This window comes from Burkholderia pseudomultivorans (assembly GCF_001718415.1).
Taxonomy (GTDB): domain Bacteria; phylum Pseudomonadota; class Gammaproteobacteria; order Burkholderiales; family Burkholderiaceae; genus Burkholderia; species Burkholderia pseudomultivorans_A.
Map to the genome: position 1 here is coordinate 2,192,927 of NZ_CP013377.1, position 26,624 is coordinate 2,219,550.

At 59.4% G+C, this 26,624-nt stretch carries 37 protein-coding genes and 1 pseudogene; 17 read left to right on the plus strand and 21 right to left on the minus strand.

The genetic code is table 11. The features are described 5' to 3' along the window. Positions 1-2: 2 nt before the first annotated feature. From WS57_RS09325 to WS57_RS35615, 4 genes are all read right to left on the minus strand, one after another. Positions 3-188, minus strand: coding sequence for a hypothetical protein (locus WS57_RS09325; protein ID WP_059514084.1), 186 nt, complete (start codon positions 186-188; stop codon positions 3-5). Beyond that, positions 185-1,897 (minus strand): terminase large subunit, encoded by a 1,713-nt coding sequence (locus WS57_RS09330; RefSeq protein WP_069244091.1) that lies wholly within the window; start codon positions 1,895-1,897, stop codon positions 185-187. The genes WS57_RS09325 and WS57_RS09330 overlap by 4 nt, the downstream gene beginning before the upstream one ends. A gap of 9 nt (positions 1,898-1,906) precedes the next feature. After that, entirely contained in the window at positions 1,907-2,392 is a 486-nt protein-coding gene (locus WS57_RS09335) for a phage terminase small subunit P27 family (RefSeq protein ID WP_081337594.1), read from the minus strand. A gap of 147 nt (positions 2,393-2,539) precedes the next feature. After that, complete coding sequence (locus WS57_RS35615) at positions 2,540-2,896, minus strand: HNH endonuclease (protein ID WP_081337595.1); 357 nt, start codon at positions 2,894-2,896, stop codon at positions 2,540-2,542. A gap of 40 nt (positions 2,897-2,936) precedes the next feature. Here WS57_RS35615 and WS57_RS09340 point away from each other — a divergent pair, with 40 nt between their 5' ends. Continuing rightward, entirely contained in the window at positions 2,937-3,119 is a 183-nt protein-coding gene (locus tag WS57_RS09340) for a type II toxin-antitoxin system HicA family toxin (RefSeq protein WP_059771351.1), read from the plus strand. A 24-nt stretch (positions 3,120-3,143) separates the two neighbouring features. After that, entirely contained in the window at positions 3,144-3,539 is a 396-nt protein-coding gene (locus tag WS57_RS09345) for a type II toxin-antitoxin system HicB family antitoxin (RefSeq protein WP_069244092.1), read from the plus strand. 462 nt (positions 3,540-4,001) lie between these two features. Here WS57_RS09345 and WS57_RS35620 read toward each other — a convergent pair whose 3' ends face one another. The 13 genes from WS57_RS35620 to WS57_RS09410 form a co-directional block, all read right to left on the minus strand. After that, positions 4,002-6,311: a patatin-like phospholipase family protein gene (locus tag WS57_RS35620; RefSeq protein WP_155774276.1), complete on the minus strand. Its 2,310-nt coding sequence runs from the start codon at positions 6,309-6,311 to the stop codon at positions 4,002-4,004. Between the two features lie 407 nt (positions 6,312-6,718). Next, positions 6,719-7,144 carry a hypothetical protein gene (locus WS57_RS09355; RefSeq protein WP_069244094.1) on the minus strand — a complete coding sequence of 142 codons (426 nt, stop codon included), beginning with the start codon at positions 7,142-7,144 and terminating at the stop codon, positions 6,719-6,721. A gap of 48 nt (positions 7,145-7,192) precedes the next feature. Beyond that, positions 7,193-7,441 carry a phage portal protein gene (locus WS57_RS09360; RefSeq protein WP_069244095.1) on the minus strand — a complete coding sequence of 83 codons (249 nt, stop codon included), beginning with the start codon at positions 7,439-7,441 and terminating at the stop codon, positions 7,193-7,195. Continuing rightward, positions 7,438-7,947 (minus strand): hypothetical protein, encoded by a 510-nt coding sequence (locus tag WS57_RS09365; RefSeq protein ID WP_069244096.1) that lies wholly within the window; start codon positions 7,945-7,947, stop codon positions 7,438-7,440. Before WS57_RS09365 ends, WS57_RS09360 begins: the two co-directional genes overlap by 4 nt. Next, positions 7,944-8,282, minus strand: coding sequence for a hypothetical protein (locus WS57_RS09370; protein WP_081337597.1), 339 nt, complete (start codon positions 8,280-8,282; stop codon positions 7,944-7,946). Before WS57_RS09370 ends, WS57_RS09365 begins: the two co-directional genes overlap by 4 nt. Then, entirely contained in the window at positions 8,279-8,722 is a 444-nt protein-coding gene (locus tag WS57_RS09375; protein ID WP_069244097.1) for a nuclease domain-containing protein, read from the minus strand. The genes WS57_RS09370 and WS57_RS09375 overlap by 4 nt, the downstream gene beginning before the upstream one ends. Beyond that, positions 8,719-9,300 (minus strand): ArsR/SmtB family transcription factor, encoded by a 582-nt coding sequence (locus tag WS57_RS09380; protein ID WP_069244098.1) that lies wholly within the window; start codon positions 9,298-9,300, stop codon positions 8,719-8,721. The genes WS57_RS09375 and WS57_RS09380 overlap by 4 nt, the downstream gene beginning before the upstream one ends. After that, entirely contained in the window at positions 9,297-9,767 is a 471-nt protein-coding gene (locus WS57_RS09385; RefSeq protein ID WP_069244099.1) for a hypothetical protein, read from the minus strand. The genes WS57_RS09380 and WS57_RS09385 overlap by 4 nt, the downstream gene beginning before the upstream one ends. Beyond that, positions 9,767-10,330 (minus strand): hypothetical protein, encoded by a 564-nt coding sequence (locus tag WS57_RS09390; RefSeq protein WP_069244100.1) that lies wholly within the window; start codon positions 10,328-10,330, stop codon positions 9,767-9,769. Before WS57_RS09390 ends, WS57_RS09385 begins: the two co-directional genes overlap by 1 nt. Positions 10,331-10,499: 169 nt before the next feature. Then, complete coding sequence (locus WS57_RS09395) at positions 10,500-11,507, minus strand: helix-turn-helix domain-containing protein (protein ID WP_069244101.1); 1,008 nt, start codon at positions 11,505-11,507, stop codon at positions 10,500-10,502. Further along, entirely contained in the window at positions 11,504-12,358 is an 855-nt protein-coding gene (locus WS57_RS09400) for a ParB/RepB/Spo0J family partition protein (RefSeq protein ID WP_059601782.1), read from the minus strand. Before WS57_RS09400 ends, WS57_RS09395 begins: the two co-directional genes overlap by 4 nt. A gap of 318 nt (positions 12,359-12,676) precedes the next feature. Beyond that, positions 12,677-12,850 carry a hypothetical protein gene (locus tag WS57_RS36945; protein WP_155741112.1) on the minus strand — a complete coding sequence of 58 codons (174 nt, stop codon included), beginning with the start codon at positions 12,848-12,850 and terminating at the stop codon, positions 12,677-12,679. An 82-nt stretch (positions 12,851-12,932) separates the two neighbouring features. Further along, entirely contained in the window at positions 12,933-13,232 is a 300-nt protein-coding gene (locus WS57_RS09410; protein ID WP_081056699.1) for a DNA-binding protein, read from the minus strand. Positions 13,233-13,375: 143 nt separating this feature from the next. Between WS57_RS09410 and WS57_RS09415 the strand changes: the two genes are divergently transcribed. Then, positions 13,376-13,627, plus strand: a complete 252-nt coding sequence (locus tag WS57_RS09415) for a hypothetical protein (protein WP_069244102.1) — start codon at positions 13,376-13,378, stop codon at positions 13,625-13,627. 162 nt (positions 13,628-13,789) lie between these two features. Here WS57_RS09415 and WS57_RS09420 read toward each other — a convergent pair whose 3' ends face one another. Further along, positions 13,790-13,981 (minus strand): hypothetical protein, encoded by a 192-nt coding sequence (locus tag WS57_RS09420; RefSeq protein ID WP_059601776.1) that lies wholly within the window; start codon positions 13,979-13,981, stop codon positions 13,790-13,792. Positions 13,982-15,166: 1,185 nt separating this feature from the next. Here WS57_RS09420 and WS57_RS09430 point away from each other — a divergent pair. Next, positions 15,167-15,640 carry a DUF6932 family protein gene (locus WS57_RS09430; RefSeq protein ID WP_155774277.1) on the plus strand — a complete coding sequence of 158 codons (474 nt, stop codon included), beginning with the start codon at positions 15,167-15,169 and terminating at the stop codon, positions 15,638-15,640. After that, on the plus strand, positions 15,625-16,602 hold the full coding sequence (locus WS57_RS36950) for a hypothetical protein (RefSeq protein WP_155774278.1): 978 nt from the start codon (positions 15,625-15,627) through the stop codon (positions 16,600-16,602). Before WS57_RS09430 ends, WS57_RS36950 begins: the two co-directional genes overlap by 16 nt. A gap of 93 nt (positions 16,603-16,695) precedes the next feature. Here WS57_RS36950 and WS57_RS35630 read toward each other — a convergent pair. Beyond that, positions 16,696-16,785 (minus strand): annotated as a pseudogene (locus WS57_RS35630) (histone); the annotation flags it as partial. A 218-nt stretch (positions 16,786-17,003) separates the two neighbouring features. Between WS57_RS35630 and WS57_RS36955 the strand changes: the two are divergent. The 4 genes from WS57_RS36955 to WS57_RS37580 all read left to right on the plus strand — a co-directional run bounded on the left by WS57_RS36955 (position 17,004) and on the right by WS57_RS37580 (position 19,157). Then, positions 17,004-17,600: a hypothetical protein gene (locus WS57_RS36955; protein ID WP_155774279.1), complete on the plus strand. Its 597-nt coding sequence runs from the start codon at positions 17,004-17,006 to the stop codon at positions 17,598-17,600. Positions 17,601-18,444: 844 nt separating this feature from the next. After that, positions 18,445-18,669: a hypothetical protein gene (locus WS57_RS09435; RefSeq protein WP_069244104.1), complete on the plus strand. Its 225-nt coding sequence runs from the start codon at positions 18,445-18,447 to the stop codon at positions 18,667-18,669. A gap of 24 nt (positions 18,670-18,693) precedes the next feature. After that, entirely contained in the window at positions 18,694-18,900 is a 207-nt protein-coding gene (locus WS57_RS09440; RefSeq protein WP_069244105.1) for a hypothetical protein, read from the plus strand. Positions 18,901-18,980: 80 nt separating this feature from the next. Next, positions 18,981-19,157: a hypothetical protein gene (locus tag WS57_RS37580; RefSeq protein ID WP_167361719.1), complete on the plus strand. Its 177-nt coding sequence runs from the start codon at positions 18,981-18,983 to the stop codon at positions 19,155-19,157. Between the two features lie 303 nt (positions 19,158-19,460). Here the strand turns inward: WS57_RS37580 and WS57_RS36960 are convergent, their stop codons facing one another. Then, positions 19,461-20,105, minus strand: a complete 645-nt coding sequence (locus WS57_RS36960; RefSeq protein WP_155774280.1) for a hypothetical protein — start codon at positions 20,103-20,105, stop codon at positions 19,461-19,463. A 210-nt stretch (positions 20,106-20,315) separates the two neighbouring features. Between WS57_RS36960 and WS57_RS09445 the strand changes: the two genes are divergently transcribed. The 6 genes from WS57_RS09445 to WS57_RS09470 all read left to right on the plus strand — a co-directional run bounded on the left by WS57_RS09445 (position 20,316) and on the right by WS57_RS09470 (position 25,025). Next, a complete protein-coding gene (locus WS57_RS09445; protein WP_069244106.1) occupies positions 20,316-21,173 on the plus strand; it encodes a hypothetical protein in 858 nt (285 codons plus the stop codon). Positions 21,174-21,176: 3 nt separating this feature from the next. Next, complete coding sequence (locus WS57_RS09450; protein WP_069244107.1) at positions 21,177-22,202, plus strand: DNA cytosine methyltransferase; 1,026 nt, start codon at positions 21,177-21,179, stop codon at positions 22,200-22,202. A gap of 12 nt (positions 22,203-22,214) precedes the next feature. Beyond that, on the plus strand, positions 22,215-22,553 hold the full coding sequence (locus WS57_RS09455; RefSeq protein WP_069244108.1) for a hypothetical protein: 339 nt from the start codon (positions 22,215-22,217) through the stop codon (positions 22,551-22,553). 8 nt (positions 22,554-22,561) lie between these two features. Then, on the plus strand, positions 22,562-23,779 hold the full coding sequence (locus tag WS57_RS09460; RefSeq protein WP_155774281.1) for a hypothetical protein: 1,218 nt from the start codon (positions 22,562-22,564) through the stop codon (positions 23,777-23,779). Then, positions 23,776-24,156, plus strand: a complete 381-nt coding sequence (locus WS57_RS09465; RefSeq protein WP_069244110.1) for a hypothetical protein — start codon at positions 23,776-23,778, stop codon at positions 24,154-24,156. The genes WS57_RS09460 and WS57_RS09465 overlap by 4 nt, the downstream gene beginning before the upstream one ends. A 221-nt stretch (positions 24,157-24,377) precedes the next feature. Next, a complete protein-coding gene (locus WS57_RS09470; RefSeq protein ID WP_069244111.1) occupies positions 24,378-25,025 on the plus strand; it encodes a hypothetical protein in 648 nt (215 codons plus the stop codon). Here the strand turns inward: WS57_RS09470 and WS57_RS09475 are convergent. Beyond that, positions 25,009-25,218, minus strand: a complete 210-nt coding sequence (locus WS57_RS09475; RefSeq protein WP_059601750.1) for a hypothetical protein — start codon at positions 25,216-25,218, stop codon at positions 25,009-25,011. The genes WS57_RS09470 and WS57_RS09475 overlap by 17 nt on opposite strands. Positions 25,219-25,254: 36 nt before the next feature. Between WS57_RS09475 and WS57_RS35640 the strand changes: the two genes are divergently transcribed. Next, on the plus strand, positions 25,255-25,464 hold the full coding sequence (locus WS57_RS35640; RefSeq protein WP_081056893.1) for an excisionase: 210 nt from the start codon (positions 25,255-25,257) through the stop codon (positions 25,462-25,464). Next, a complete protein-coding gene (locus WS57_RS09480; protein WP_069244112.1) occupies positions 25,440-26,621 on the plus strand; it encodes a site-specific integrase in 1,182 nt (393 codons plus the stop codon). The genes WS57_RS35640 and WS57_RS09480 overlap by 25 nt, the downstream gene beginning before the upstream one ends. The last annotated feature ends 3 nt before the right edge of the window (positions 26,622-26,624 follow it).

Genomic DNA, 26,624 nt, shown 5'->3' on the forward strand with positions numbered 1-26,624 from the left:
GGTTACTCCTTCGGCTGACCGGCGCGCACGGCGCGAGCAGCAGCCAGATCCGCAAGGAACGCCCACACCAGCAGGAGCACGCCGGCAACGATAAGCCCGATCGGCAGGCTAATCAGCACCACACCCGTCACCAGTAGCGCGAACCCGAGCAGGCCGGCCACCCAGGCCGCAATACCAATAGAATTCAAACACCCACCCCTTGATCGTAGATCGACTCGGAATCGACGCGGTCGGCCAGCATTGCCCGGCCCACTGCCATAATCAGCGCCACGGCGCCGTCGATTTTGTTGTCGTTGCCTTGCTTGATCGGACGCACCACATCGTCATTACCAGGCAAGTTCTTGCCAATGACGTTGCCGATACACCACGTCATGATCGGATTTCCGTCGTGATGGAACCGGCCCGACGTAATGGCAGCCTCCAGTTCCTTCATCGGATCGGACATGTTCGTGTAGTTCTGCACGATCGTGACCGGCGTAAGGCCTTCGTCATCAAGCTGGTGCGACAGGTTCGTTGCGCCGTGTGGATCGAGCGGCGTGCATTGAACCGGACACCGCCGGTTTGCGTCCTTCGCTTCTTCCAGAATGTCGCGATAGTCGATCTCCGCGCCATCTGTTTCGAACAGAAAGCCTTGGTTGACCCACGCCTGATACCGCTCCGCCATGCGACGGTTCTCGGTATTGCGTACCGTGTCCTCGGGCACCCAGAACCGCGGCGCAACGCAGAAGTAATGCCGCCGCCCGTCGGTATCACGCCAGAAGATGCGAGCCATGCTGTTCAAGTCGAGCTTGCGCGCCATGTCGAGCGCAAGCACGCAATCTTGTCCCTCGAATTGCTCGAGGGACAGCGAACGGTCTTCGCATGCTTTCCAGTCTTCCAGGTTGAAATAGCCGGCCTTGGCCGACGTCCAAACGTTCAAGTGCTTCGTCTTGAACGTGTTCGTGAACCGCGCCGACTTGATCGCGCGCTGCTGCTGGCTCTCCAGGTACTCCTGATAGACCGAAATTCCGATATTCGGATTGGCTTTCGCCAGCACACGCGGATCGGTCCAGTCGTCTCCGTCGTCGATCGTCCAGATCCAGCCGAAAAGCTCGTCGTCGGGAACCGTCCCTTCGAGCATTTCGATCACCTGTCGGCGCTTGTCGAAGCACGGCCCCTCGATGTTGGCGCCCGCCGTCGTGATGATGAACATCAGCGGCTGACGGCGCGCCCCCATCCCGGTCAGCATCGTTTCGTACAGTGCGGCGCTGTCGTGTTCGTGATATTCGTCGACGATCGCACACGATGGAGACGCACCGTCGCCCGGGTTGCCGATAATCGGCTCGAACCGACTGCCATCTGCCGGCTTGTTCATATTCGAGGCATTCACCTCGATTCCGGCCGACTCGATCAGCATCGGCGAGCGCTTGACCATCAACTGAGCTGGGCGAAAGACCTCCCATGCCTGCTTTTCAGACGTCGCGCCCGAATAGACCTCTGCGCCGAACTCCTCGTCGAGCACGAACATCCCGATGCCGACGCCTGCGGCAATCACCGATTTGCCGTTCTTTCTGGGAACCTCCCAGTAGCTTTCTCGGAACCGGCGCTTGCCGGTGCGCTTGCTGAGCCATCCAAAGGTCGCCATCAGGCCGAACTTCTGCCAAGGCTCCAGCGTTACCAGCTGTCCCTTGAACGCCCACTCGCCTTTTGTGTGCGGCAGCAGTTCAATGAGCGCGAGCTTTCGCTCTGCGGCCTCCGCATCGAACTTCCATCGGAAGTCCTTCTTTCTGCTCGCCGCAAGGTCGTCAAGGTGGCGCTTGCAAGCAAGTTGCACATAGCGGCAGGCGACCCGCTTGCCACGAACGACTTCCCGCGCGAACTTTAGCCCCTGCTCTACGCGCGGGAAATTCGTCGCCATGTCTTCCAATCATTTGCCGAGTAGCTTCGCGAAAGGGTTGTCCGGTGTCTTCGGCTTGGCGCCGACCAGGCGCTGCCTGCTCGCCGGGTCGAGCCCAAGCATTGCGCCGAAACTCGCCATTTGCGCCGCCGCCTCCTTCACAACGGTCGCGGCCGGATTCTTCATCGGACTGCCTTGCGAGCTGTCGACGACTGGACCGTTGCGAGTCAGATCGTCCTGCGCAGTGCGCCAGTTTCCATAGGCCGAACAGAAAATCTCGACAATGTGCAGGTCGGTCACCTGCAAGATTTTTTGCCCGCAAAGCAGCGGGACAACGCGCTCCCACATGTCGCGCGCCTCGCCGGCTATCCACTCCGGCGGTTCGATGTTGGTGACCAGTCCAAAATCCGGCTCGTCCCTATTCAACGCACGTTTGCCGGGGTTTCCGGCGGCGATTTTCCGCGCCGTCGGCTTGGGTTTTCTGCCCCGCCCCGGCACTGACGCGATACCTCCCACTGGCCAACTCCTGAATTTTTAATTTCGCGGGCGTAAAAATTCGACGAAGCGGGCGGTCCCGAAGGCGACGCTTCCCAGACTTTTTCACCCCCCTCCCCGCCCGGCGCATCCGCCGGGCGGGCAACGGCCGAGCGCGACCGCCCCGCGTCAACGCAACCGCTCGCGAGCCGTCTTCGTCGCATGGCAATCACGACAGATCCCTTGCAGGTTCTCATCGCGGTCGGTTCCGCCTCGGGCCTTTGAAATGATGTGGTCTACTGCCGTTGCCGCCGTCACGCGCCCGACTTGCAGGCAAGGCTGGCAAAGACCGCTGTCGCGACGCAGGATGCGCTGCCTGATCTTGTCCCACGCCGTTCCGTAACCCCGCACATGGCGATTGCCACGCACCGCGTCCGGCTTCCATTTCACCGCCTCGTCGGCGTGCTTCTCGCAGTACGATTTGCCGTCTGCGACGAGTGCGCCGCACCCTCGGTGCTTGCACGGTTTCAACGGGCGTTTCGACATATCTGTTGTGTATTCGTGTGTAGTGTGTATAATTACACACATGAACAGCACCGAACTCATCAAGCGAATCAAGGCCGATGGCTGGTACCACGTACACACTGTCGGGTCGCACCACCAGTTCAAGCACCCGACAAAGCCGGGCAAGGTAACGGTGCCTCACCCGAAGAAAGACCTGCTGATCGCTACGGTGCGCAGCATCCTGAAGCAAGCCGGCCTGAAATGACCGGCAGTTTTTGAGGAGAGAAGAATGCTCTATCCACTCTATGTCCACGTAGGCGACGCCAAGCACGCGCACGGCGTCACATTCCCTGACTTCCCGGGCTGCTTCGCGGCGGCCGACACCTGGGAAGAACTTCCCGCTGCCGTACAGGAAGCGGTCGAAGCGCACTTCTACGATGAGGAAGGCCCGGTGCCGGCGCCGTCCGCGTTGGAAGCGCTTACCAGAAATCCCGAGTACGAAGGCGGCGTCTGGATGCTCTTCGATATCGATCTGTCGAAGATCAATTCGAAGGCCGTGCGCTTTAACGTGAGCATGCCCGAACGGCTCCTGCAGCAGATCGATGCGGCAGCGGGCGCACGCAAGCTGTCGCGCTCGGCATTCCTCGCGCTTGCCGCCGAACACGAAATGGCCGCACACGCGTGACGATCTAATCGATCCGCCACCTGTGCGCTGTAACGCGATGTCGCTCGTCTCGCCGATCTGCGTAATGCAACCGAACGAGCGCGATGACCGCCACGACTGCGCGTACCCAGCGCGGGCGACGACGAAACATCAGCACCGCCATATCGACTTCGGCCACATAAACGGAAAAAGCCCGCACGGCAAACCGGGCGGGCTTCGTTTCGGGCGCACCTCGCGCCCGACGTCGTCAATATAGCGAAACGCGAAGGGGTTTACAAGTGCTTTGTGTGCATTAGTCTGCACCATACCAAACGGACAGCTTCAGAACGACTGTCTCAGGTCACTAGAAGCCTCCTTTCACCCGCGCGAGAGGGCGTTTGCTACCCAGTCGGTTTCCTTGCTCGCGCCTGTGGAAGCTATTGTCTGAGTTTAGCCTTTAATCAAGGTTCTCCAGTTCCACCTTGCATCTAGCTAAGCCAGCAATCAACCCTTCCACCCCTTGCATACCTGCGCATCCTTCGGGTACCGATGCTTTTGTTGATCGTACAGGACGCTCAATCCGTCCGGAGCGTCGTTCGGGTGACCATGCAATAGAATGTCACCAAGCTGTGGCGACGCGTTCGGGAGATCTCCCGCGTACAACCAACCCAAATCGCGATACGCTCGAAACAAATTGATGCTGTTGCTGTACGTTGTGAAGGCAGTGCTTGTCTGGGGGAATACCCATTTATGGCCGCCGTTCTGCACAGCATCAATAGTATCCTGAAAGTATTCGATAAGCGGACAGTTGTACGTACCTGTGGCAGTTGTCACGATGCCGTTGCAACGCACCGGATTATGGGGTTCGCCCTTCGGAAGGAAGGGCTGTTTGAGGGATGGGTCGGGGGGATACCAATCATCAACGACTTTCATCCACTCCTGCTGGTCCATTGCCGAGTTAATGTAGTAAACGGTAATGCCTTCAAGATGTTTTGGAGTCACCTCAGGTTCCGCGAGCTTTTCGCCCTGCAGCAATTGCAAGCCGTCCACCCCGGGAACATATGGCACCACATGGCCGACCCAAACGCGGCGCTTCCAGTTCAGAGGCGAGATATCGCTTCCGTCCTTTGTCGGATGTACGTAAATCTGACGGTTTCCGTCCCACGTACACTTTTTCGCAAGATGGTATTTCTCCGGACCACTTCCAATCGGCAACGTCGGGTCGCCGTCGAAATCCATGGTGTAGCCATGCACGTTCAAGTAGTAGTTAACTGAGCACAGCGACGCTAACAACATCGCATTCGAGGTGCTATCGTAGTCGTTCTCTCCGGCAACCGCCACAATGTTACGCACTCCTCTACGCAAAAGAGGAACCAATCCAAGATTATCGCCAGTCTGCCCCCCATCGGAGAGGTGAATAGTTGGTCCCCATTCGGTAGTTACAGGAGAGTCCAGGTAGTAAAACGGCCATATCAGCAGCGAGTGAAGACGTCTCGTGCTGTCTGGAACGTTATAGTTTGCGATATCAAATCCCCATCTAAGATTAATGGTTTGCAAGCCGAAGTTTACAAGTCCGCGCGGGATATGAATGCTACGTTGGGCTGTATCCGCGAAAGCTGCCGATGACAGCACAGCCATGGGTACGGTCAGCCCAACCAGCCAAGGCGAGCCCTGTACATAACCATAATGACCGGATCCAAACATATCGAACGATATTTCAAAGACGTCCGAACTCAAATCGTAGTGCTTTGGCGAAAGGTCAAGACCAATGTTCCCGGAGTTAGCCGTCGCCTGAATGATCCACTTCGGCAAGTATCCACCGAGCTTCTCTTTTGTAATGGTAGGATCGCGTGTGTATATGATAGACAGGTCACCAAAATCCAGACAGTTGACCATTTCTCGAAACCGGCTCGAATGAGGTGATACCGGAAGCTTATCTCCAGGCTGTGGCATGTAGCCGTATGTGCGCATAATGCCGTACAGATAGTCGTACTGCGTTGGCGAGACCCGCCATTTCCAGTCAAAGAGGACATTAGTGAACCAGTTAGCGGGGGCTGTTGCCAACGACTCTGCGAAGAGCATCGCGAACGTCCCGCCAAGCTGATCGGCATAGCGAGTCCGAGCAAGCATGCCGTTCTTATATTTAGACATCTGGACTCTGTCTCTGCGCAGCAGGTCCTGATAGCACTCGACCCAACCTTGGTATGCTGCCTGTTGTACGTCTTTCCATACCGGGGCACTAAGATCCGTGGGATGCGGGTCATCGGTCGGTACCGGTCCTAGGTTCGTACAACCGCCGGGCAGCTCCGCGAGGCTGTCCCAACGATGGTGAACTTCATCGGGTGAAAATAGCCATACGTAAGGAAGTTCACGCTTCCTGCTATCGAGATTACGGGTGTCCATGAAATAGCGCGTAAGGCCGGGATACGCGCTAATGACAGGCACGTCGTCGAGAATCGCTCGATACGCCTTGTAATATAGGTAGAACGCGGTGTACGAACCTCCGGACACTGACGTCACATAGTCGGTACGGTAAAGCCAACCCTCGTCAACAAAACGCTTCACTACGCCCATGGCAAATGGCGCGGCTTTCGAGCCTCCCCCTGACAATGCGAGACCTAGAGTAGGCAACGGCTTTTTGTTCGGTCTCAGCTCTTCGACGACGCCAGAGTTCTTGTTCAGGATGCAATCCAGGTTATCTGACGTTTGGTCGCACGGTGGAAGCGCCTGCGATATATGAGAGGGGACGCCACCAACCACGCAGCCAAAAAGGAGCGGACAAACTGCGACAAGCAGCAGGATTACCTTTCTCACGTCTTCCCCGTTCGTTTTCTGTCTATGAGCTACCGCTCCCTATGCCCGATATTCCCCACCGTGGCATGTTTCAAGATAATAGTGAATTGCGGAAAATTCGCCGTATGAGGGGTTTCCCGCACCGTTGATCTACGCCGAACTTACCGCTACCACCGTACGCAGCGATTTGACTTGAGCAGATCGCCCGTCGGTGTCTGTACGAACGTCAGCATCCCAAAAAATTTGCGGCGTAGGACTACATCCCACGTCAAAGGCAGCAAGGGCCGAAAGATCGGCTCAGCGATTGGCCATTGCCCCCGTGAGCGTCGTTTCTCGCATGCGCAGACCGAAGGGAGGCAGCTTCGCATTGATCACGCCTCTTACCGAGGTGCCGCGCCCAAGGAAGCCCAATTTTGGCCTCACGCACCTCAGGCCGGATGCGGCTCCTTCAACAGGCCGCGAGCCTTCATACGCGGATACAGCGCTTCTTTCGCGGCCTGATAGTTTGCATGCGCATCCGACAAATCTAGTCCGCGCGGATTGCTCCAGACGTTTGCGCCGCATGCCTCGTTCATCGCACCAATTCGCTTCGCCTTCATGTGTCGCTGGATTGCTGCGCGCTCCTGCCACGTCAGAGCGTCAACGCACACGTCGATCTGTTCCGCCCGCTTCTTCGCCACCTTCCGGTCCGCCTCTTCCGAGCGCTCGTCGGCCGTCAGCGTGCGCTCGGACTCGGAGAATCCACGGCACGACGGATCGATGCGCCCATAGCCAAGGCTCGGGGTATATGCTGCTTGCCAGTCGTACCATTCGCACAGCAGTTCTTCGATCTGGTTGCTTTCGTCGATCGTCATGTTGTTCCTGTTTTCGATTTGCTTGAAAGGCGGGTCGGTCGTTCGTCGTTACATGACGACAGTGAAATTGATGCCGTGGTGTGTAAGCCAATCCCCTATGGCGTGGCGCAGCATCCGGTTGCGCGGCCATGGAAAGGCGATCTGCATGCCGTGCTCCGTCTCGGTAATCTCCCCCGAGAAAGGGCATTCGTCGAACGCGATGAGATCCGCGCCGGTCACCGAGTCGCGATGACGGATCGCCGCGATGAGCAAAGGCTCAGGCACGTCTCCGTACAGGACGCATGCGGCTGCACTCATACGCGGATGCCGCCCAGTTCCTGCAAGAGCTGCTGCAGCTGACGCGCCTTCATCACGGCCGCCTGCGTCTCTGCCCCTTGCTCCGCGATGACGAGTGCCGCCGTCTCGATGTCGGACGCGAGCGTTTCTGCATCGTCCCGCAGTCGGCGCAAGCGCCCGGCAATCCCGTCCAGTACGTCAATCGGCGATGCCGGTGCAGCCGGTTTCGATTCGGTTTTCAGGTTCGGCACTTCAATCTCTCCTGTCACTTCGGTTTTCACTGCATCCTCGCGGACCTCGACTCGCTGGAAGAAACCGCGCTGCGGCTCTCGAATCAGCCCGGAATCCTTCAGGGCGCTCAAGCATCCCTGCATCACCCGGTAGTCGATATGGCTCTTGGTAATCTTCGTCAGGTGCGACATCATCTGGTGGATCGACCACGCATCGCGGATGGGCACCGCCTCGAACACCTTTTTCGCGATCGTCGCCTGACCTTCCAAACGCTTTCTCTGTGCCGCCGGCGTCATTGCGTATCCCTCACGTCCAGTACCAGCGCGTCGCTCGCGAGAAACCGCCCGAGCGCCCGCGACTTCTTGTTGTCGATCCAGTACGCCTTCGTTCGCAAGACGCCCGGCCGCACCCATCGGGGATCGTTCGGTGCGAGGTGTGTCCGGTGCCGCTCCGGGATGAACGCATCGACCTCGACGACCGCGAGCAACTGGCGCTTCACGGTCGGGATCCGCGCGATCCGATACACCGTCGTTACCAGCGGCCGGTACATCTCTGAACTGATCGCAGGCCCCATGCCGTGCTTTCGCTTGAAGCTGTGCCGGCCCGCGGGCAGCTGCACGGTAAGAATCACTGGCAATTTCCCTCTCCCATCTTTCGGGCACGCACCGGCACCCATTCCTCATATGCCCGATCCCACACGTCGAACTTGACCTGCTTCGGGGTGCCGACGCGGTTCTGATCGATCCAGGCGTGACACGCGCCGCAACCGGGAACCGTAAATTCGTTTTTCGCCTTCATCGCCCCGGCCTTCCCGTGGCGGGATTGGTTCGAATGACACGGCACCACGGTTTCATCGATCGGGTTCCGCCGACACAGGCCCGGCACGCGTAGGTAGCATGGCTCGCCGCGGCATGCCGCGAGATACTTCGAGCCTTCGGCGACGGTCGGCTTCTTCAGACGTCGCCGCATCGCGATCTTTCGCGGCGCTTGCTCGGGAAGCGGTGAGCTTTTCCGGGACCACGATCCGCGCGACATCGGTTTCTGGCGCGGCTTGAACGCGGATCGCTTCATGCTGCCGCCACCCCGAACATCGCCACCGCTGCAATGTCTCGCCTAGCCACCTGCGAGCGCCTCTGCGCGTTCGCACGACGCCGTGCCATCACACGCACGTACTCGTCGGGCCGGTTCTTCTTCAGGTCCGCCATTCGCTCCCGCCACTTCTGCCCCGGCGTGCGGACCGCCGGCCGGCGCGCATCCTCGCGCTTGCCAACTGCGTAGACCCGGCACGGGTAGCCGCTGACGCTGAATCGCTCCCATCGCGCGATGTAGACCTTCCCCTCGGCATGCAGCAGCTTGAGGTGCTTCATCACCGTGCGGCGCGAGATTCCGGTTTTCGCCGACAGCTCGACTGACTCCATCGGTCCCTGAGCCAGCACGCGCAAGATTGCTGCCGCATTCGGGTGCCCCGCACACGCATTGCGGTTGGGCCGCTCGCCCAGACCGATTTGCAAGCCATGCGCCAGGACCGCTTCCACACTTCTGCCGTTGAACAGGCCCAGGTACAGCTTCATCGGGCCGTCGGCCGTCCATACGCGGGCCAGATCCGCTTCTTCCTGCTCGCTCCATTTCCGCCACGGGCGTTTGCTCACGCTGCCTCCTTGAATACGTCGCCCGCGTCGATTCGGCGGTGAACCTCCCCGAGCGCTTTGAGAATCGCTGCCTTCGAAACCGTCGCCATCTGCGCATCGTGCGTTTCGAGAGCGATTCGTACGTCGATCAGCGCGTCTCCGTCGAAACCCCACTTCCCGGTACGCCGTGCCCGATCCCTCGACCGAACTGCGCCGGCCAGCGCGCTCTTGATGATCCCGATGCCGTCGAGGCCTGGCCCCGTCTCCGCAATGACCAGCGCCAGATTCAGCGCGCACGTAACCGTCGACCAGTGTTCTTCCGTGCCGCGACCGTTCGTCATTTCGTTCAGCGCCATGTAGTAGGCGATCCCGAGATCCGTCTTTTGACTACGATCCATCGGTGTACGCCGCTCCAGCACATCGAGGCCGGCCGTGCGGCGCACTACTCGCGGTCGATATGCCTTGCGCGGTTTCTTGTTGGCCGCCATCAGAATTCCTCCGTTTGCCAGCCGCCACCGGTCTTTGACGGCCCCGCTTTCACTGCCACGAACCGGACCGGGTATTGATCCGCGGCGACCTTGACCTTCACTCGCGCGTCGTCCTGCCAGTGCCCCTTTACTTCGTGAGCTTCGAGTTGGCCGTTCGCGAGCATCACCGCGAAGTCGGGCGTGTAGAACGTGTTGTCCGCCAGGCGGAACTTGATGCCCTCGAAGCGATACCAGACGATTTCGCCCGCCTGCTTGCGCGCTTCCAGGTGGTCCGCGTACCGCTGTTCGGTCTTGTTCATCTCGCCGGTCTTCAGCCGCCCAAGCGCTTGCATGCGCGTCTTGGCATCGGATTGGCGGTACGTCGGTGTCAGCACGGGCGGCGCATCGATCCCGTCGCCAATGTCGTCGAAGCCAGCATCGACCTGCGGTCGGTTGCCCGTCGCATCGAAAACCGCCTTCTGCGCTGCCGTCATCCTCGGCCGCGAGTCATCACGCACGCGCGCCGTGCCGACCTTCGTCGTACCCCCGTCAACGCGCATCGGCCATGTGGTTCGTTTCGTCATGCCTTCCTGTCGCTATCCACGTAATTCCTCAACTCACGGCGTGCCGTCTCGGCCGCCGCATCCCCAAATCGCTCGCGCACCGACGAGATGAGCGTGTGTGCCTTGCTGTTCCTGCCGGCCCGAGCGTCCCGCACCGCAGCCATGAATCGCTCGCGGCACTCGTTGGCCGTCATGCCGCCGCCTGTTGCAGGCCCTGGTCGCGCGGAATGTCGTTGAAGTACGCGTACAGAGACTCGTAGCGCTCTTCGCTTTCGCGGCTGACCGTGCGCAGCATGTCTTCCATCCATTCGCCCGGGCCTGCCGCCTTGAACACGCGCGCCTTGAACTGCTCGAACACCTGATTCGGCTTTTCGTCGATACCGAGCTGCTTGCCGCGCTCGCGAATGCCCGGCGCCGTCTTCCACCAATCCGGCGCGACCGCAGTGCCGGCGCCCGACGATGTCGCGGCCACGTCGCCTTTCAGCGGGAACAGGCCCGTCCAGCCACGCAGTACCGCCTCTTCGATGCACGCCTTCGGGTCTTGCCCCAGCGAACGCAGCTTCGTCAGCTTCCGGATCGATACGGTCGCGGCCGGGCGCGTCCAAGGCGCGTCTTTGTGCTTTGCCTCCCGGTGTTCGCACCACATGTCCCAATCCTCGAACGCCAGCCAGTCGGGCAGTTCGGTCGAACGCAGCTCGGCATGCAACGCAACTCGCGGCGCACGCCGTGCGCCTTGGTGGTTCTCTGATGGTTCCTGTGGTGGTTCATGGTGAATCGGGTGCAACCCATTGCACCCTTTTGCGAAACCCATTGCACCCTTTCTGTCGTCCGTTGCACCCTTTTTGCTGTTCGTTGCACCCTTTCCTATGGGTGCATCCGTTGCGCCCTTTGAGCCAACGGAAATGGGTGCAAGCTCTGCACCGTTTATCCATTCGGGATTGATGCGGTATTCACACGTACGACCACGGCCGCCGCCTGCGTTGGCGACCAGGATCAACCAGCCGCGCTCCACCATGCTCTTGATCTGGTACTGAACGGCGCGCGCCGAGCGACGCGTCTTCTCGGCCATCGTTTCGATGCTCGGGAAAATGTGCTCCCCGTTGTCGTCGCAGTAGTCGGCCAGCTTCAGGGCGAGCAACAGTTCATGGTCTTCGCCCGGATACCGGTCCCATACCATCGTTTGAACCTTGATGCTCATGCAGCCTCGTCGAGCGACATTTGACGGGAGTCCGCAGCCTCGGCCGTCGGCGCGTCGCCATCGAGATTGAGAACCCACCGCAGCGCGTCAGCACGCTCGCCGGTCGCCTTCTCCAGCTCGGCCGCGATCTGCTTGCGAGTGCGCATACGCGGAGCTGCGTCGCCAGTCAGAGCGGCTTTCTGTGCACGAGCCTTTTCGTGGCCTTCCTTGCCTTCCGCTGCGGCGATGACTGCCTGGACCTTCTCGCGCTGTTTCTCCGGCGATAGCTTCGCCAGCTTTAGCGCGTGTGACACCGTGATCTGGTCGAGTTCGAGCGCATCACGCACGGCCGCCGTGCAGTCGAGCAGCTTCAGTGACTGCTGTACCGTCGGCACTTCGACGCCGAACATGACGGCGACCGTTTCCTCCGTGTGGCCGGCGTCGAGCATGCGGGCCATCTTTTCAGCACGGTTGATCGGCGAGTCTTCCTTGCGGATCTCGTTCGTGCTAACCATCACGGCCGAGTACGTCTTGCCGCCGTCGTTGATTGTTCGCTGGGGAATTGCGGGGATCGTGATCGGTTCTTCACCTGCGGCGACCAGTTGTCGATTCAGCTCGCGCGCATTGATCACGCGCGTCCGGCCGTCGATGATGAGGTTCTTGCCCGTCTCGGGATCCTTGTAGAACAGCACCGGTTTACGCACGCCGATCGCGCGATAGTTCTGCACTGTCTTGGGATTCGGCTCTTGATGCACGCGCCGGTCGTACAACGGGTGCGACGGGTCCATGACCAATTCGAGATCGTTCGGGTCCATCGCCAGCGCAGTTACCTTGCTCTGCGCGCCGTATGCTTCAACGGAGCTTTTTGCCACGTTTTCCTCCTGGAGAAAATTCAGGCCGCCAGCACGTCGGGCGGCGGATTGCGATCCGCGAAATCCGAATCGCCAGGTGATCTGGTCGAACCGTCTGCTCGGTGCCAGCAGTACAGCGAGCCGCGCCGATGCCAGAACCAGTAACCGGCGCATGTGCACGCCATCAGGCGGGTATTGCGCTTCTGCATCCACGCGTCGATTCGAAAATCGCGCCGGCCGCAGACGCTGCATTGCGGTTGCCGTACGTACTCGTCGGGACGCTTCTTCAGCACCCGGCGCGTTTCGCAGTGCCGGCAGCGGCAATGGAAGCGGGCCATTTCAGTGACCGCACGGCACCGAGCCGTCGAGGGATTCGACCGCACCGCACGACAGACACCTGCGCGGGTACGTCGGATGTTGGTTGGTATCGCGCACGATGCGCTGGACTTCGCTGGACAGGGCCTGTTTCCGCTGCTGCATTTCGGCCGATTGGTTGATCTGCTTGGCTTCCATAAATTTCGAATTTTTAGGATTACTAAACCCAGACAGAAGCGCTCTCCGTCGAAAACGCTTTTGCCGAGGCCCGTCGCTTACATCACCAGCGGCCGCCGCACTCCCCGAAACCCTCCCGTGCGCAGTGGCAGTTCACGCCCACCTTGCTCATCGTCGACAACCCGTCCAGGTACTCGCGCGAGACGACGCGCAGTTCGAGAGCATTCAGCCCCGCGTCGATTTTGTTGATCGGAACGCCGAGGTTCCCCGACAGAAACCGGCTCACCTGTGAATCGTCCCAGCCGAGCGCGTCCGCAACCGGCCCGCGGCTGCGCGGATCGCTCAGCGCTTCCCGAAATGCCCGCTCGATGCTCGGCTTCCGGATGACCTCAATCGTGCTCATAGCAACTCAACTCCGTTCAAAACTGATTGAATGACCTTGAAGGTCGAAATTTCTAAACTGCGTACATCACAACTAGTTGCGAACCACCGCTATGCGAGAATCGAAGCCTCTGACCTCATCAACAACCACACAACGGGGTTCGCATGACCACATCAAACGAACAACTACTTCACGAACTGGACAGTTTCCGATTCGGCGTGCTGGCCGCGCTGACTGCGCTGAAGGCATCGATTCAAGACTCCCCAGGCTTCAATCAAACGGCACTGGAGGACTGCGTTTCCTATTTCTTGGCATCCCCGCCATCGTCGGGCGACCAGGAAGCGTTCGAAAGCCCCCTCAGAGCCCTGCTTGCCGATCGGAGCGATCTCCTGACGGCTGTACTGCGGCGCCAGTAACCGCGATCGAACCGTTTTTCGAAATTCGCCACACGACCCGCCTGCTCACCAGATCGACCCCGCGCACTTCATCTCCATGCAACACGATCGATCCGCCTGAGCGGTGGGCCGGGATATTCCACCGCGCCAGAAGCCAGAGGACCAAACCTGCGTACAGGCGCTTCATGCGGTCTCCTTTTGTTGGGCGAGCATCGCGTCACGCAGCAAGACATAGGTCCGCAAGCTCACCGACGTTACTTCGCCTCGAGCGATCCGTTGAACGGTCTTTGAGCTGAGCCCGGTATCTGCAGCGATGCGGGCCCACTTCCCGCGCTTCTCGCAAAGCCACGACCGGATGAAGGTGAGTTCGTTCATGGCCCAATAATAGACTTATTTGTCCCAACAAACAAGACACATAAGTCCCGAGCAACTCACTACTCTCTGGGACATGAGTGACCTACGCGAAAATTTGAGAATCGCCGTCGATGAACTTATCGGGGACGGAAGGAAATTCGCCAGCGGGCGCGAACTCGCGCAGCGGGCGCACACCCTCGGCTTGGTTGAGAGCGCGGAGAGTTTTGCCCGGACAGTGAATCGCGTTCGCTCTGGCGACAAAGACGTCCAGCTTTCCACGGTCGACATCATCGCCAAAACTGTCGGGAAAAGCGCTGTCGCCCTTATCGGGCACGGCACGGCAGACGCAGCGTTGAGCCAGCAGCTCCCCATACCCCGATCATGGGAAAACTTGAGCCCTGACGCGCTAGCCCTAGTCGACGTGATTGTGAATGCGGATGCGGCTGGGCTGTCGTCCGAGGTGTTCAGGTCAATCAAGTCCCTGCTTGCAACGATCGCGTTCTCGGACCCAGCTAGGGGTGACGGGGATCGCCCCCACCTGCAACCGTAGCCCGGCTAATGCCGTCCAGCTCGACGGCTCGAATCGGCTCAAGCCCCGAATCGTAAGCAAGCGCGCTATTGCCGGCGACCAGCCTTTTTCTATTTTTTGTGAGCGTCACCCCAGGCTCACCTAACAGGGTGACGACCCATTCTGTCTGCGAATGGGCCGCTTTGATCAACACAATCCTGCCGACCAGCGCCGGATTCCATGCTTTCACCACCCGCGCCAAATCCCCCGGCCTGCACCGCAACCCACCGACACTCGTCTCTCGATTCACCCTTGCCCCCGCTTACCTACCTAGAACACTGTATGCATGTACAGTAGTTTAGCGGCAGAACTGGGAAGCTTTCAACTGGTGTCAGCAGATACTTAATTTGAAAGCATGGCGCGACGCACATCGCTATAATTGATCAGCCTCGTTCCGGCCCAGCGCCGACGCAGGTCCAAAACCACGCATCGAGAGACCATATAATATGAAAAAGATCGTCGCAGCCATCCTCTGCGTTGCCCTCGCGGCACCTGCCATCACCTCGGCAAAGGGCGGACACTATGCTGGCGGCCATGGTTCATCGCATAAGGGCGGGAAGTATATGAATTCGAGGACGGGGAATCACTACGAGCATCGCCGTTGACCCCCCGTTTGAACCAAGCACGCCGAGTACTCAGTGATTCCACCATTTGACATGCGCGGGCTGCTGCCGGCCGGTATTCACTCTGCGACCTGGGCAGAGGTCAGTTCGTACTTCGTCCATGACGTGAGACGAACCACGTTGCTCAGCAACGCCAGAGAATTCGCGCTAACGCACCTCCGCCCACAATTTCCAATGTGTCCCCTGTTTTTGGCCGGGAGCACATTCAGTGACAAGCCCTACCCTAATGACATCGAGGCTTGCCTCACTATCAAGCGGGCCGAACTGCAGCTTCCCGACGGTTGGCAGAAAGCGTTCAACCTGAGCGGACAACACGATTCCATCAAAGCTCGCTACGAGGTAGACTTTTATCTTTCTATTGAACAGCCGGGAGCAAACGACTTTTCTCAATTCTTTCAGTACGTTGGAGACAAGACTGCAGCTATCAAGCACCTCCAGGCGAAAGATAAGCGCGGGATTATCGAGGTAACGCAATGGATACATGGGTAAACCAACTTCACGCTAGAGCCAGCATCATCCATGGGCAGATCGCAGCGTGGATGTCGGCCATGAATTCGGAAGTCGGCGAGAATTTATCTGACAAAGAACGGCAGGCAATTTTACGACCTCTGCACGACATGCTGGCAAAGCTATATGCCGAGGAATTGCCTATAGCCCAGATGAAGGATTCTTCGGAGATCGTTGTGCACGCCGAAGGGCCCGCCGCGATGGGTTCATCTATGCAGCTTCGGGCGGTCAATTGGCTTAGTGCAAAAGTTAAGCAGCAGTTGGTGCTGCTTGCGGAAGCGGCACTACCAGCAAACGGCGACACACTTGCGATTGCAAAAAAGATTCAATGGAACGTTACCGGAGTCGTTCCCGGAAGTATCTTTATGGGTTTCGCTGTAAGTCGCCCTGAATCACAGATTGGCTTCGAAGAAGCCGACAATGCTGCGCTCGACACGATAGTCCGCGCGGCTCAATCGGTTTCCCTTATTCCGCAATTCACTGAGCAAGGAATTGTCGATCGTGAAATCACCGAAGCCCTGACTGATCCGGCTGTCCGTGATGCGGCTATGTTTGCAGCGATGAGGTTGGCTCCGACTGTTTCGTCCGGTTTGGTGACGGTCGAGGTTGCCTCTGCGAATGGAGACTTTGGCATCCTTGGTCAGCGCGAGCGCATTATTCTTAGAGAGGCGCTGCGATCTCCATTGTTTGGAAAAAAAATCAAAGGCACATTCATCGGAGAAATCCGAGAAATTGACCTTGATGCCGGTCGCTTCCAGCTCCGAAATATACAAGGAGTCGGCTCAATCCGGTGTGCCGCTGCGTTTACTCAAGAGGAAGCTAGAAGCCTCCTTGGCAAAACTGTAAAGGTTAGCGGCGAATATGAAACAGACAAAGCTGGTCGACCGCGACTTATGCGCGCCGAGAGAACTGAGCCCGTCGCAAGTCAAGGTCGCCTACATTGATTCGCCTCTAATCAAATTAGATGCAAATTGCCCCGCCCGAGCGGGGCTTTTCATTTTGCGAAGACAAGTTCCCCCGGCAAAAGGATTAAGCCGTCACGGCCGGGAGCCAGTGGGAAACGGCCAAGCAGCGGCGGGATTCAACGCTGTTTTTACCCCCGACGCTGGCGCGGTCGACGCAGTTGCCTGCCACGCCAGCACCTCGATCTCCTCGTTTTCAAAACAGTCCTGGGCCTCCGAGAGCCAGTCAGCAAACACCGCGCACGCAGCATCAAGCCCTGACGGAACCCTGTCCTCTACATTCAACCGTTCAAAGAGCACGACCCTGCCTTTGACGTGTTATCGCCCGGTATAATTTCAATTATTACAATTTCAAACATCTGTGCTCAAATCCGGGGACGTATATGAAAGGTAAGCAAATCCGTGTTGCCGCAACCAGTTTCTTAGTTGTGGCAATTGTCACTGCGGCGCTTGGTGTCTACACGATGCACGTTAGGGAAGTCCAAAGAGAGCAGATATCCCGCGATGCGGAATATGTATCTCGCACCGTTGAGAGGGTGCTGAAGATGGATAGAACGCGCAACGAAGAAGACATCAACAATTCCGAGGGAAAGTACTCCCCGCGGACTCCGCCACGAGGACTAGCGGCACTCGTTGAAAGCGATCAGTTGAACGATCTATTCCTTGCATACGCTGCGGACGGACTGCGAACCATCCAACTAATTAACAAAAAGAATGATATTGAGTTGAGATTGCGCGCGGCAGCCACATCGAACATTTCGGATCCGAAGGCCGAAAGCCGCTGGAATCGACACGCCGAGCTGCGCAGCCTCAACGATGAACTCAGGCCGGTCACCCGTGATCTGGTTCAGGCACTCCTCAACGTACAGAAATTCGGGGAACAGATTCACGATCGGATTGGTGACATCAGGGTTCCAACATCCGAGATACGAATGGGACTCCGTCGGTATGCCTCTCTTCCATCATCGAACGGACAGTAGCGGCCTCCACGGGCACGTGCCGTGCCCCTACGATCAAGCAATCTCGACGCATTACTGTTCACGCGTCATCCACGAAGCCCGCGCTCTGCGGGCTTATTTGCGCAACGTCCAGCACATTCCCGGGCCTGATAGCAACCAAGACGCTTAAGTCTCACGGACAGGACACAAAAGTCTTGACATCAGGTCTTATATGTCCCAAGATTTATCCCAACGCAACATTGAACGCTGCGCCACCGCCCCGGCGGATCGCTCCTTAGACGGCCCGGTGAAGTTGTACCGGCATCGTCCAGACAATCGAAGGTAAGCCGAGCTTGCGTAAGCAGGCGACAGGCCGGCGCGATCTGCGTCGTGAGTCAGGGCGGACCCAGCGGAAAGCCGCTGTGCGCCGAGCGAACCTGATGCAAGACAGCCAGCAATACGTGTCCGATGGCGTCGTAATCGGCACAAACCTCGCGCGACCCGGAGCCGGCACGGCCGGGAGTAGTCGGGCGCGCGAGTAATGCAACAACGTTCAGTGAGGGCGCCTCAAGCCGGCGCGGCGGCTCTAAATAGCCCGTAAACGCATACGGTCTCCGTTTGGTGGAATCGAGGCGCCCTCCCTGAGTGCTGTTCTGTGACTGCCCTGATTGAATCGCATTGACCTTCAGTGCCATTCCGTGAGCGCAGTCAGGCCGCCAGAAATCTAGCCGGCCTCAATTCATTTCGGATACCAAATTATGACAACGCTACTTATCGGCGTTGGTCTTGGCGCTTTCGCCGCCGCTCTACTGCTCGTCGCTGCGTTCGATCTCGGTCAGCGCGCAGGCAGCAAGCGCAAACATTGACCAACGCAACACGAAAGGGAATGACGATGGCAACGAAGCAAACGAAACCGGATTGGCTGAAGGCGAAGGTGCGCACGGCTCACATGGCGATGGACATCGATGGGACGCTGGACGGCGCGCTCCCTGACGTTTTCATGATGATCGGCTCGAAAGAGCGTCGCGAAAAGGTCATCGCGAAGATCAACGAGATTCACGCCGGCATGTGCGAGCGCGAAGCCGAACGTGCAGGCTCAGCATACGAGTAACCCCGCCCGCTACAGGAGAACGACGTGAGCGACGAACTGATCGAGATTTTCAAGCGCAACACGCGCATCGCAAAGACGGTGGGCCATGCGGTTGCGCGGTTCAACGGCACTGAAATCCGCACGGTCTGCGACAAGCGCGGCCGGTTTCTCTGGCGCATCAACAACCGCCCGACTTCGCGGCTCGACGCGCTAGCGTACTTCGCCCTGAGCTGTTCGCCGGAACTCCGCTGATGTTGCGAACCGACCACGGCAACGGCAGCACAACGATGACTGCGATCCTTTAACCACGCTGTATCTCTCGGAGCAAAAACATGAGCAATTTCAAATTTGCAGTCGGCAGCGACGTATCGATCGAGGCCAGCGGCGAAAGCGGTGAAGTGATCGGCCGTGCCGAATACGCAGCGGCCGAGAACACCTACCTCGTTCGCTACCGGTGCGCCGATGGTCGTGCCGTCGAAAACTGGTGGGGAGAAAGCGCGCTCGCGTAACAGGTCGAAAGAACGGGCGGCCACGCAGCACAGTCGCCCGGTTCTCTACGCGTTAGGCGCGTACTGACGAGACCAAAAAACAATCAAGAGGGACCAATGAACAGCCTTCAGCCTGTATTTCCGCAAAACAAACGATCGCTTGTTACGCGAGCACCGAGCGATAACGCCCTGCTCGCGTCCTGCGATGAACTTCACGGGTACGTCGTCAAGGGAATCGCCGTCGCAATAGCTTGCGGCGTCGCTATCGGCTGTGTCTGGTTCCTCTGTGTTGCCTACCGTGCGGGAGTATTGCTTTGAAGATCCTCAAAATTTGGTTTGGCGCTGCTGCAGCAATTGCTCTTTACCTGCTGCTTGCTTCTGAGCTTGAGAACTCGCATCATCAACAATCCCCGCCTTCCGCAGGTCATTTTGAAATTCGTGGCGCATTTTACTCGCCCGTTCGAAGCACCCTGAAATGCAGGATTTAAGGGTTACATCGGTGGTGTTGGTGTGGCGCATTCGGTCGGCTGCTTCAACCAATATCCCACGCAGGACAGAAAGCGCTCCCCAGTATTTCACCGAACTGTCAACTCGTCTCGCCTCGGCGATTTGGCTGAGAATGTCCTGATAGTCCGATTCATTGAGCGCCTGTACGCCCACGGGCTTTTCTTTCAAATACTCATGGGCGCGCTGAAGAAAACTTGTGACATCTACGGCAATCGCAAGCGTCACAATTGCAAGTCGATCTGACTGTTGCGATGCGTCGTATTTACGCTGACGTTCGATTGCACGAAGACCACTATGCGAGACCCATATCGCAACCAGTATGGCGCCAATTGACCCAACCGCCTGAACCCACGCAGCCCAGTCCGCTGATTTGAGATTGCCCCAGTCGACGTAGCGATACCCCGCTATCGCAATCACTCCAACGACGACACCTGAGACGTAATAGCAAACACTCCGCTTCATCGCACCCCCCCGTAGTTTTGGTGCGAATCGTAACATGACACCCCACCCCAAACCGCGCACTTACCGTTGCCTCGGACGCGCGGTTTCTTCCTGTGGGCGCCCTGTTCGGCGCCCTTCTTTTTTCTTCCCGGCCTCAACGGCAGACGCTCGACTACCCAGCGCTGCCGAGCACCTGCCATTGAGGCTTGATCTACTGATTTAGAGGATGCGATGACTTCGCGTAACCCATACCTGATCGAGGGCCCGGCGCAGATCTGCTTTAGCGGCGGACGCACGTCGGGATACATGCTGCATCAGTTGCTCGAAGCGAATGGCGGCCTGCCGAACGATTGCATCGTGACATTCCAGAACACCGGCAAAGAGCGCGAGGAAACGCTGGTGTTCATCGAAGAATGCGCCAGCCGCTGGCATGTCCCTATCACCTGGATCGAATGGGACGGGTTCGAAGAAGGATCGCGATCGCGGTGCCATGTGCGGATCGTGGATTTCGAAACAGCCAGCCGGAAAGGTGAGCCGTTCTCCAGACTGAATGATGCGCTCGGCATCCTTCCGAACCCGGTCATGCGCACGTGTACGGCAAACCTCAAGGTCAAGACCGGCAGATCGTTCATGCGTTCGCTGGGCTACACCGAATGGGACAACGTGATGGGAATTCGCGCCGATGAACCGCGTCGCGTTGCTCGCCTTCTCTCACCCGGCCGAGACAACAGCGGCGGCATCCCGAACTTGCCGCTCGCGCGCGCCAGAGTTCGAAAGGCTGACGTGCTCACGTTCTGGCGTGAGCAGCCGTTCGATCTCGCGCTCGACCCCGAGGGCGACTTCGGCAACTGCGACGCCTGCTTCCTGAAGGCTCGGCACAAGATCGTTCGTGCGTTCGTCTCGCGCCCTGATCTCGCCACGTGGTGGATCAACGAAGAATCGCGGCCGTCGGAAGCCACGTTCCGAAATGACCGCCCCCGATATTCCGAGTTGCTGCGCGAAGCCGAGTTCTACGCGAAGCAGTTCCCGCTCGCGTTTCCCGAGCCTGAAGAGGATGACGCCCTCATCGACTGCATGTGCGGCGACTGACCCATGGCCGCGTACTACAACGAGCACGACCCATACGCCGCGCAGTGGCTGCGCAACCTGATCGCCGCCGGGCACATCGCTCCTGGCGACGTCGACGAACGGAGTATTGAGGATGTCCGACCTGATGACCTGCGAGCCTACGACCAGTGCCATTTCTTCGCCGGAATCGGCGTCTGGTCGCACGCGCTTCGACGCGCAGGCTGGCCTGACGATCGACCTGTTTGGACCGGTTCCTGTCCGTGCCAACCTTTCTCCGCGGCAGGCAAAGGAGCTGGGTTTGATGACGAGCGGCACCTGTGGCCTGCGTGGTACTGGCTCATCAGCGAGCGCCGACCTCCAGTCATCTTTGGAGAGCAGGTTGCGAGCTCGGCTGTCGATCCTTGGGTCGACCTTGTACACGCTGATATGGAAGCGTTGGACTACCCCTTCGGGTGTCTCCCGTTTCCGTCTGCGGGCGTCGGCTCCCCGCACATCCGGGACCGGGCGTACTGGCTGGCCTACGCCGACCACGCGCGATCACAAGGACGGCGCGGAATGCGCCAACGTGCCCCTGAACGCGCTGCTCGGCCGGGTGGCGTGGCTGGCGGGCTGGCCGACCACAACCAGTTCGGACGCATTGCGCAAGCCGGCGCCGAATTTCACGACGTCGAACGTCACGTTGAATCATGCGGCAGTGCTCGCGGGCTGGAACACGCCAGCGGCATCCGACGGCAATGGCGGGAAGCGTCCGCATCCGGACACGTCAATGACCGGTCAGCACCCGAGTGGCCGCAAGGTGAACATGGGCCTTGCGTCGCAGGTGCACCTTGGCTTCCTGAAAACGGAACCGGCCCGACTAACGGCGTCTGGCGGGATGCTGACTGGCTCCTGTGCCGGGATGGAAAGTGGCGGCCAGTTGAACCCGGCACATTCCCGCTGGTTGATGGGGCTCCCTCGCGAGTGGGACGACTGCGCGCCTACGGCAACGCGATCAACGCCGAAGCGGCGACGCAATTCATCCTCGCCGCGCGAGACATCCTGACCATCTGAGGACCAAACACCATGACGACCACCCCGATGCTCCAGAAAATTCCCGTCGTGCGCGACAAGGACGGCTACTTCATCCATCCGGACCTGCTGCACTTCTGGACGGTCACGATGGACGGCGCCGAGCATTGCACGCCGCAGCAGTGGGAAGACCTCGAAACGCGCGCCGGCATCAAGACGTCGATCTACCACCTCAACAACGAGAGCATCGATCACCCGGCATACGTCTCGTATTTCGACAACGGCAACCTCGACATCACCGAGTGGGACCCGTCGCCCGAGCCCGGCTGGTGGCTGCTCGAAATCGGCGACAGCGAAGACGGCCCGTATGCGGTCTACGCAACGCACGCATGAGGACCACCATGACCACCGACAATAGCCGCGCTGATGCGCTGACGGACCAAGCCATAACAGAGATTTACCGTTCGACTTATGGGTACGCGCCAGCCCCGCACGAAATCCAGCTTGTGCGTTCCATTGAATGCGCTATCCGCGCCGCATCCCCCGTTTCTCAGCCCGCAGCAGCGCCTATCGATGCTGCGCTTCGAGTGCTGATGGGCGCTGTGAACGCCTACGAGAAAGAAACCGGAATCGGCGGCTGGTTCGCCGAGAGGATTCAGGAATCCTGTAACGCGCTCCTGAAGGCGCTTGGGTCGCCCGCGCGTTTCGGCATCAACGGTGAAAACCCAATCGAGGAACCTGCTCCCGCACCCTCGCCGGCGGACGATCAGTCCGCATCGCCCGAACCCTGCGCCCACGATTACGTGCGGAAGGATCGCGTCTGCATCGAGTGCGGAGAGAAGACCGCAGAAGCGCCGATCGACGATCTGCGCCAAGAGGTTCTGCGCTTGTGCCGCCTGTTTCTCGATGACGAGCAAGGGAAGTACAACGCCAAGTCGGTCATGACGCGCATTTTCTCGCTCGCCGCGACTCCCGCACCCTCGCCGGCGGACGAGCGGGCGGCGTTCGATTTGACCGACGCGGAATGGCTCGATGTTTTCGAACGAGTTAGTGCCGGCATTCCCAATGTGTTCGGCAGCTACATGAAGGTGAGAGCCGCTTTTGCTCGCGAGGCTATCCGACTGGCAAACGAAGCCCGCGCCGCATCTGCCAACGAGACGGCGGCGGAAGGGGCGACTGTCGCATGGATGCGCGCTGACGACCCGCGCGACTGCATCTCGGACGCGAAGAAGCGCGACATGATCGAGCACGCAGGCGCGCCCGGCGCTCGCCTGGCCGAGAGCTATTCGATCGCGCTCGGCCGGATCGGTGCGACGACCGCGCAGGCTGCGGAAGCGGTGACGATCCCGGCAGGCTGGAAGCTCGTGCCGGTCGATCCGACGCCAGAAATCCTGATGGCTATCTGGCAGAACGAACGTGATGCGCGCCGCGCATGGGAGCGAGCGCTTGCCGCCGTGCCGCAGCCCGCGCAGGCAGACGCTCGGGTCGGGCTGACGGACGAGCAGCGCGAGGCGGTCCAGTTCGTCATCGGCTGGTACGAGCAGGCGACGATCGCAAGCAACCCGTATCACGAGCACATCGCCGCCCTGCGCGCCCTTCTCCAAGGAGCCAAGCAATGATGACGCTCACGCAATACCTGCTCGTCAAGATCGCCGAGGAAGCCGCCGAGGTCGCGCAGATCGCGCTGAAAACGGCCCACTTCGGCCTGAGCGAGACGCAGCCGGGCCGCGACGAAACGAACGCGCAACGCATCTATGCCGAGCTCAACGACCTGAATGCCATGGTGCTGCGGCTGAACGACATCGCGTTCGGGGAATTCCACTTCGAACCCGACCACGTTGCGATGTCGCAGAAGATGGCGAAGGTCGAGCACTACCTCGCCTACTCGCGATCGCTCGGGCTCGTCCAGCCTGACGCCGCCCGTCGTGGCCAGCCGGGGTCGCGCGACGTCAGAGCTAAAACGGAATTTGATCGTCCTTCGGAGCCACCGGCGTGACACTCAAATTGACCGTCGCACCTGGCATTTGGCCTGTCAAAGATTCGAGAGTTGTCGCTTCGCCTAAGTTCAGAGACGAGATCGAAACTGAGACGGCAGACCCCGTAACCGCCTCTATCGCGCGTGCAATCGCCGTTTCAATTTCTGCAATCGACACTGCCTTCATCGGATGGATATTTGACATGGCCCGCTGCTCGCGAATTGTGGCAAGGAATCGTAGCATGACAGAACGCCCTATCCTTTTCAGCGGCCCGATGGTGCGCGCCATCCTCGAAGGCCGGAAGACGCAGACGCGCCGCGTGTTCAAAATGCCGACCGGGCTCGGCTGGTATGTCAGCGGCACCGCACGCGGCGAGGAAACTGGAGATCTCTGCGACCTCGAGGGCCCGGGCTGGTGCAGCATCGATGAACTCGCGTGCCCGCACGGGAGCGTCGGCGATCGTCTGTGGGTGCGCGAGACAACGTACGACGTCGAGCGCAATGGCTGGGTCGGCCCGGTGTACGTCGAGTCAGATGAAGGCGCGCACGCTGCGGCCTGGGGCTGGGGTGAATCAGACGATCCCGACTACATCGAGCCATACGAACTGCGCAAGCGCCCCGCCATCCACATGCCGCGGTCAATGGCGCGCATCACGCTCGAGATCACCGGCGTGCGCGCCGAACGCCTGCAGTCGATCAGCGAGCCGGATGCACGGGCTGAAGGCGTGACGATCGTAGACCATCACCTGCGCGGGTACCGCGCCGACGCCTACCGGCCGCCGAGCATCCGCGCCTTCCACGAACTGTGGGACAGCCTGAACGCCACGCGCGGGCATGGCTGGGATACAAACCCTTGGGTGTGGGTGATCGAATTCAAGCGTATCGGCTAAGCCACTCTTCCGAAAATTTCTTCGCGTAGGCGACGGCCTCGGCCTCTGTGCCGAATTCGCCAAGCTTCCGGAAAGCAGCCTCCCGGCTGAAACCCAACTTCGTTACCTCAACCTGAGCGGCATACCTGCCGTCCTCGGTCACGCGCGGCCCGCAGTTCATCTCGTACCCGCGCATCACAAACTTCTTCTGCATTGGTTCAACGCCTTTTTGAGACAGGGGAATCGTAGCATGGTGAACTCACCTACTCACATCGCACCGGCCCCGTACGTCACCGTGGCACTCGCCGCGATGATCACGGGCCTGACTGAAAAAGCTATCCGTCGAAAAATCGAAGACGGAAAGTGGATCGAGGGCCGGGAGTATCGTCGATCGCCTGATGGCGGCATTTTCATTTCGCTTAGGGGGTACCAGCAATGGGTCGAAAAGGCGACGGCGTAGAGATTCGAGAAAAATCGATCCGGCTGTCCTTCGTTCTGGACGGCCGGGAAGAACGCAAAACGCTGAAGGTGAACGGGAAGCCCATGCTTCCCACGCCGGCGAACGTGAAATATGCGAAGCGCGTCGCTGCCGAGATCCGCGACCGGATTCGGCATGGCACCTTCGTCATGTCCGAATACTTCCCGTCGGATGGCGTTGCCACCTCGCTGCTCCTGGGAGATTGGCTCGACAGGTGGCTGGCTGCGCAACGGATCGAGCGATCGACCCGAGACGGCTACGCGACGGCTATCAAGTTCTGGAAGGAGACCGCATGCGACGAGGCACATACGAAGCCTCTCGCCGACGTGTCGATCAGATCGCTCAAAGCGATACAGATTCAGACGGCGATCGCCAATCGCCCGGACCTGAGCGGGAAGACGATCAACAACTATCTGTCTGTCCTTCGCGCCGCTCTGGCGCTTGCTGTAACGGACAAGTTCATCGCGGAAAATCCCACCGAAGCCGTGCCGCGCGCGAAACATCAAAAGCCGACTCCCGATCCTTTTGATCGCGACGAGTCGGATCGAATCATTGCCGAGGCGGAGCGCGCGTACCCCGGGCAAGTCCACAACCTCACCGAATTTTGGTTCTGGACCGGCCTACGGACGTCCGAGATATACGGGCTCGAGTGGCCGCAGATTGACCTCGCCAGCGCGACAATGCTGGTAGCAAAGGCCTACGTACGCGGCGAGCAACTGGATCGAACGAAGACGAAAGTTGCTCGGCTCGTCCACTTGAACAGCCGAGCAATGGCGGCGCTGCAACGACAACGCCAGTTCACTCAAATGGCTGGGGGCCGGGTCTTCCTCGACCCGCGGTACAACGAGGTATGGCACGACGAGGACGCGTTCCGCCGCACATACTGGGAACCGATGCTCAGGCGCCTCGGCATACGCTACAGGCGCCCTTACAACATGCGACACAGCTACGCGACGGCGATGTTGATGGTTGGGATGACGCCGGCGTTCTGCGCGAAGCAGCTCGGCCATAGCGTAGAGATGTTCCTGAACACCTATTCGAAATGGATCGACGGGAATCAGAACAGTCTCGAAATGGCGAGGCTCGAAAGCACGCTTACCTCCCGGAAACCTCCCCAAGACAAGGAGCGAATCTCGTAAGGC

Coding starts and splice junctions, on each gene's coding strand:
- WS57_RS09435 (WP_069244104.1), top strand. CDS start 18,445: ATGACGATGGCAACGAAGCAAACGAAACCGGATTGGCTGAAGGCGAAG.
- WS57_RS09395 (WP_069244101.1), bottom strand. CDS start 11,507: ATGAGCATCAAGGTTCAAACGATGGTATGGGACCGGTATCCGGGCGAA.
- WS57_RS09475 (WP_059601750.1), bottom strand. CDS start 25,218: ATGCAGAAGAAGTTTGTGATGCGCGGGTACGAGATGAACTGCGGGCCG.
- WS57_RS09460 (WP_155774281.1), top strand. CDS start 22,562: ATGACCACCGACAATAGCCGCGCTGATGCGCTGACGGACCAAGCCATA.
- WS57_RS09480 (WP_069244112.1), top strand. CDS start 25,440: ATGGGTCGAAAAGGCGACGGCGTAGAGATTCGAGAAAAATCGATCCGG.
- WS57_RS09355 (WP_069244094.1), bottom strand. CDS start 7,144: ATGACGATCGACGAAAGCAACCAGATCGAAGAACTGCTGTGCGAATGG.
- WS57_RS09365 (WP_069244096.1), bottom strand. CDS start 7,947: ATGACGCCGGCGGCACAGAGAAAGCGTTTGGAAGGTCAGGCGACGATC.
- WS57_RS09360 (WP_069244095.1), bottom strand. CDS start 7,441: ATGAGTGCAGCCGCATGCGTCCTGTACGGAGACGTGCCTGAGCCTTTG.
- WS57_RS35640 (WP_081056893.1), top strand. CDS start 25,255: ATGGTGAACTCACCTACTCACATCGCACCGGCCCCGTACGTCACCGTG.
- WS57_RS37580 (WP_167361719.1), top strand. CDS start 18,981: ATGAGCAATTTCAAATTTGCAGTCGGCAGCGACGTATCGATCGAGGCC.
- WS57_RS09420 (WP_059601776.1), bottom strand. CDS start 13,981: ATGAACGAACTCACCTTCATCCGGTCGTGGCTTTGCGAGAAGCGCGGG.
- WS57_RS09415 (WP_069244102.1), top strand. CDS start 13,376: ATGACCACATCAAACGAACAACTACTTCACGAACTGGACAGTTTCCGA.
- WS57_RS09375 (WP_069244097.1), bottom strand. CDS start 8,722: ATGAAGCGATCCGCGTTCAAGCCGCGCCAGAAACCGATGTCGCGCGGA.
- WS57_RS36955 (WP_155774279.1), top strand. CDS start 17,004: ATGAAAGGTAAGCAAATCCGTGTTGCCGCAACCAGTTTCTTAGTTGTG.
- WS57_RS09455 (WP_069244108.1), top strand. CDS start 22,215: ATGACGACCACCCCGATGCTCCAGAAAATTCCCGTCGTGCGCGACAAG.
- WS57_RS09465 (WP_069244110.1), top strand. CDS start 23,776: ATGATGACGCTCACGCAATACCTGCTCGTCAAGATCGCCGAGGAAGCC.
- WS57_RS09330 (WP_069244091.1), bottom strand. CDS start 1,897: ATGGCGACGAATTTCCCGCGCGTAGAGCAGGGGCTAAAGTTCGCGCGG.
- WS57_RS09410 (WP_081056699.1), bottom strand. CDS start 13,232: ATGAGCACGATTGAGGTCATCCGGAAGCCGAGCATCGAGCGGGCATTT.
- WS57_RS09345 (WP_069244092.1), top strand. CDS start 3,144: ATGCTCTATCCACTCTATGTCCACGTAGGCGACGCCAAGCACGCGCAC.
- WS57_RS09450 (WP_069244107.1), top strand. CDS start 21,177: ATGGCCGCGTACTACAACGAGCACGACCCATACGCCGCGCAGTGGCTG.
- WS57_RS09385 (WP_069244099.1), bottom strand. CDS start 9,767: ATGGCGGCCAACAAGAAACCGCGCAAGGCATATCGACCGCGAGTAGTG.
- WS57_RS09340 (WP_059771351.1), top strand. CDS start 2,937: ATGAACAGCACCGAACTCATCAAGCGAATCAAGGCCGATGGCTGGTAC.
- WS57_RS35615 (WP_081337595.1), bottom strand. CDS start 2,896: ATGTCGAAACGCCCGTTGAAACCGTGCAAGCACCGAGGGTGCGGCGCA.
- WS57_RS36960 (WP_155774280.1), bottom strand. CDS start 20,105: ATGAAGCGGAGTGTTTGCTATTACGTCTCAGGTGTCGTCGTTGGAGTG.
- WS57_RS09470 (WP_069244111.1), top strand. CDS start 24,378: ATGACAGAACGCCCTATCCTTTTCAGCGGCCCGATGGTGCGCGCCATC.
- WS57_RS36945 (WP_155741112.1), bottom strand. CDS start 12,850: ATGGAAGCCAAGCAGATCAACCAATCGGCCGAAATGCAGCAGCGGAAA.
- WS57_RS09445 (WP_069244106.1), top strand. CDS start 20,316: ATGACTTCGCGTAACCCATACCTGATCGAGGGCCCGGCGCAGATCTGC.
- WS57_RS36950 (WP_155774278.1), top strand. CDS start 15,625: ATGGATACATGGGTAAACCAACTTCACGCTAGAGCCAGCATCATCCAT.
- WS57_RS09390 (WP_069244100.1), bottom strand. CDS start 10,330: ATGACGAAACGAACCACATGGCCGATGCGCGTTGACGGGGGTACGACG.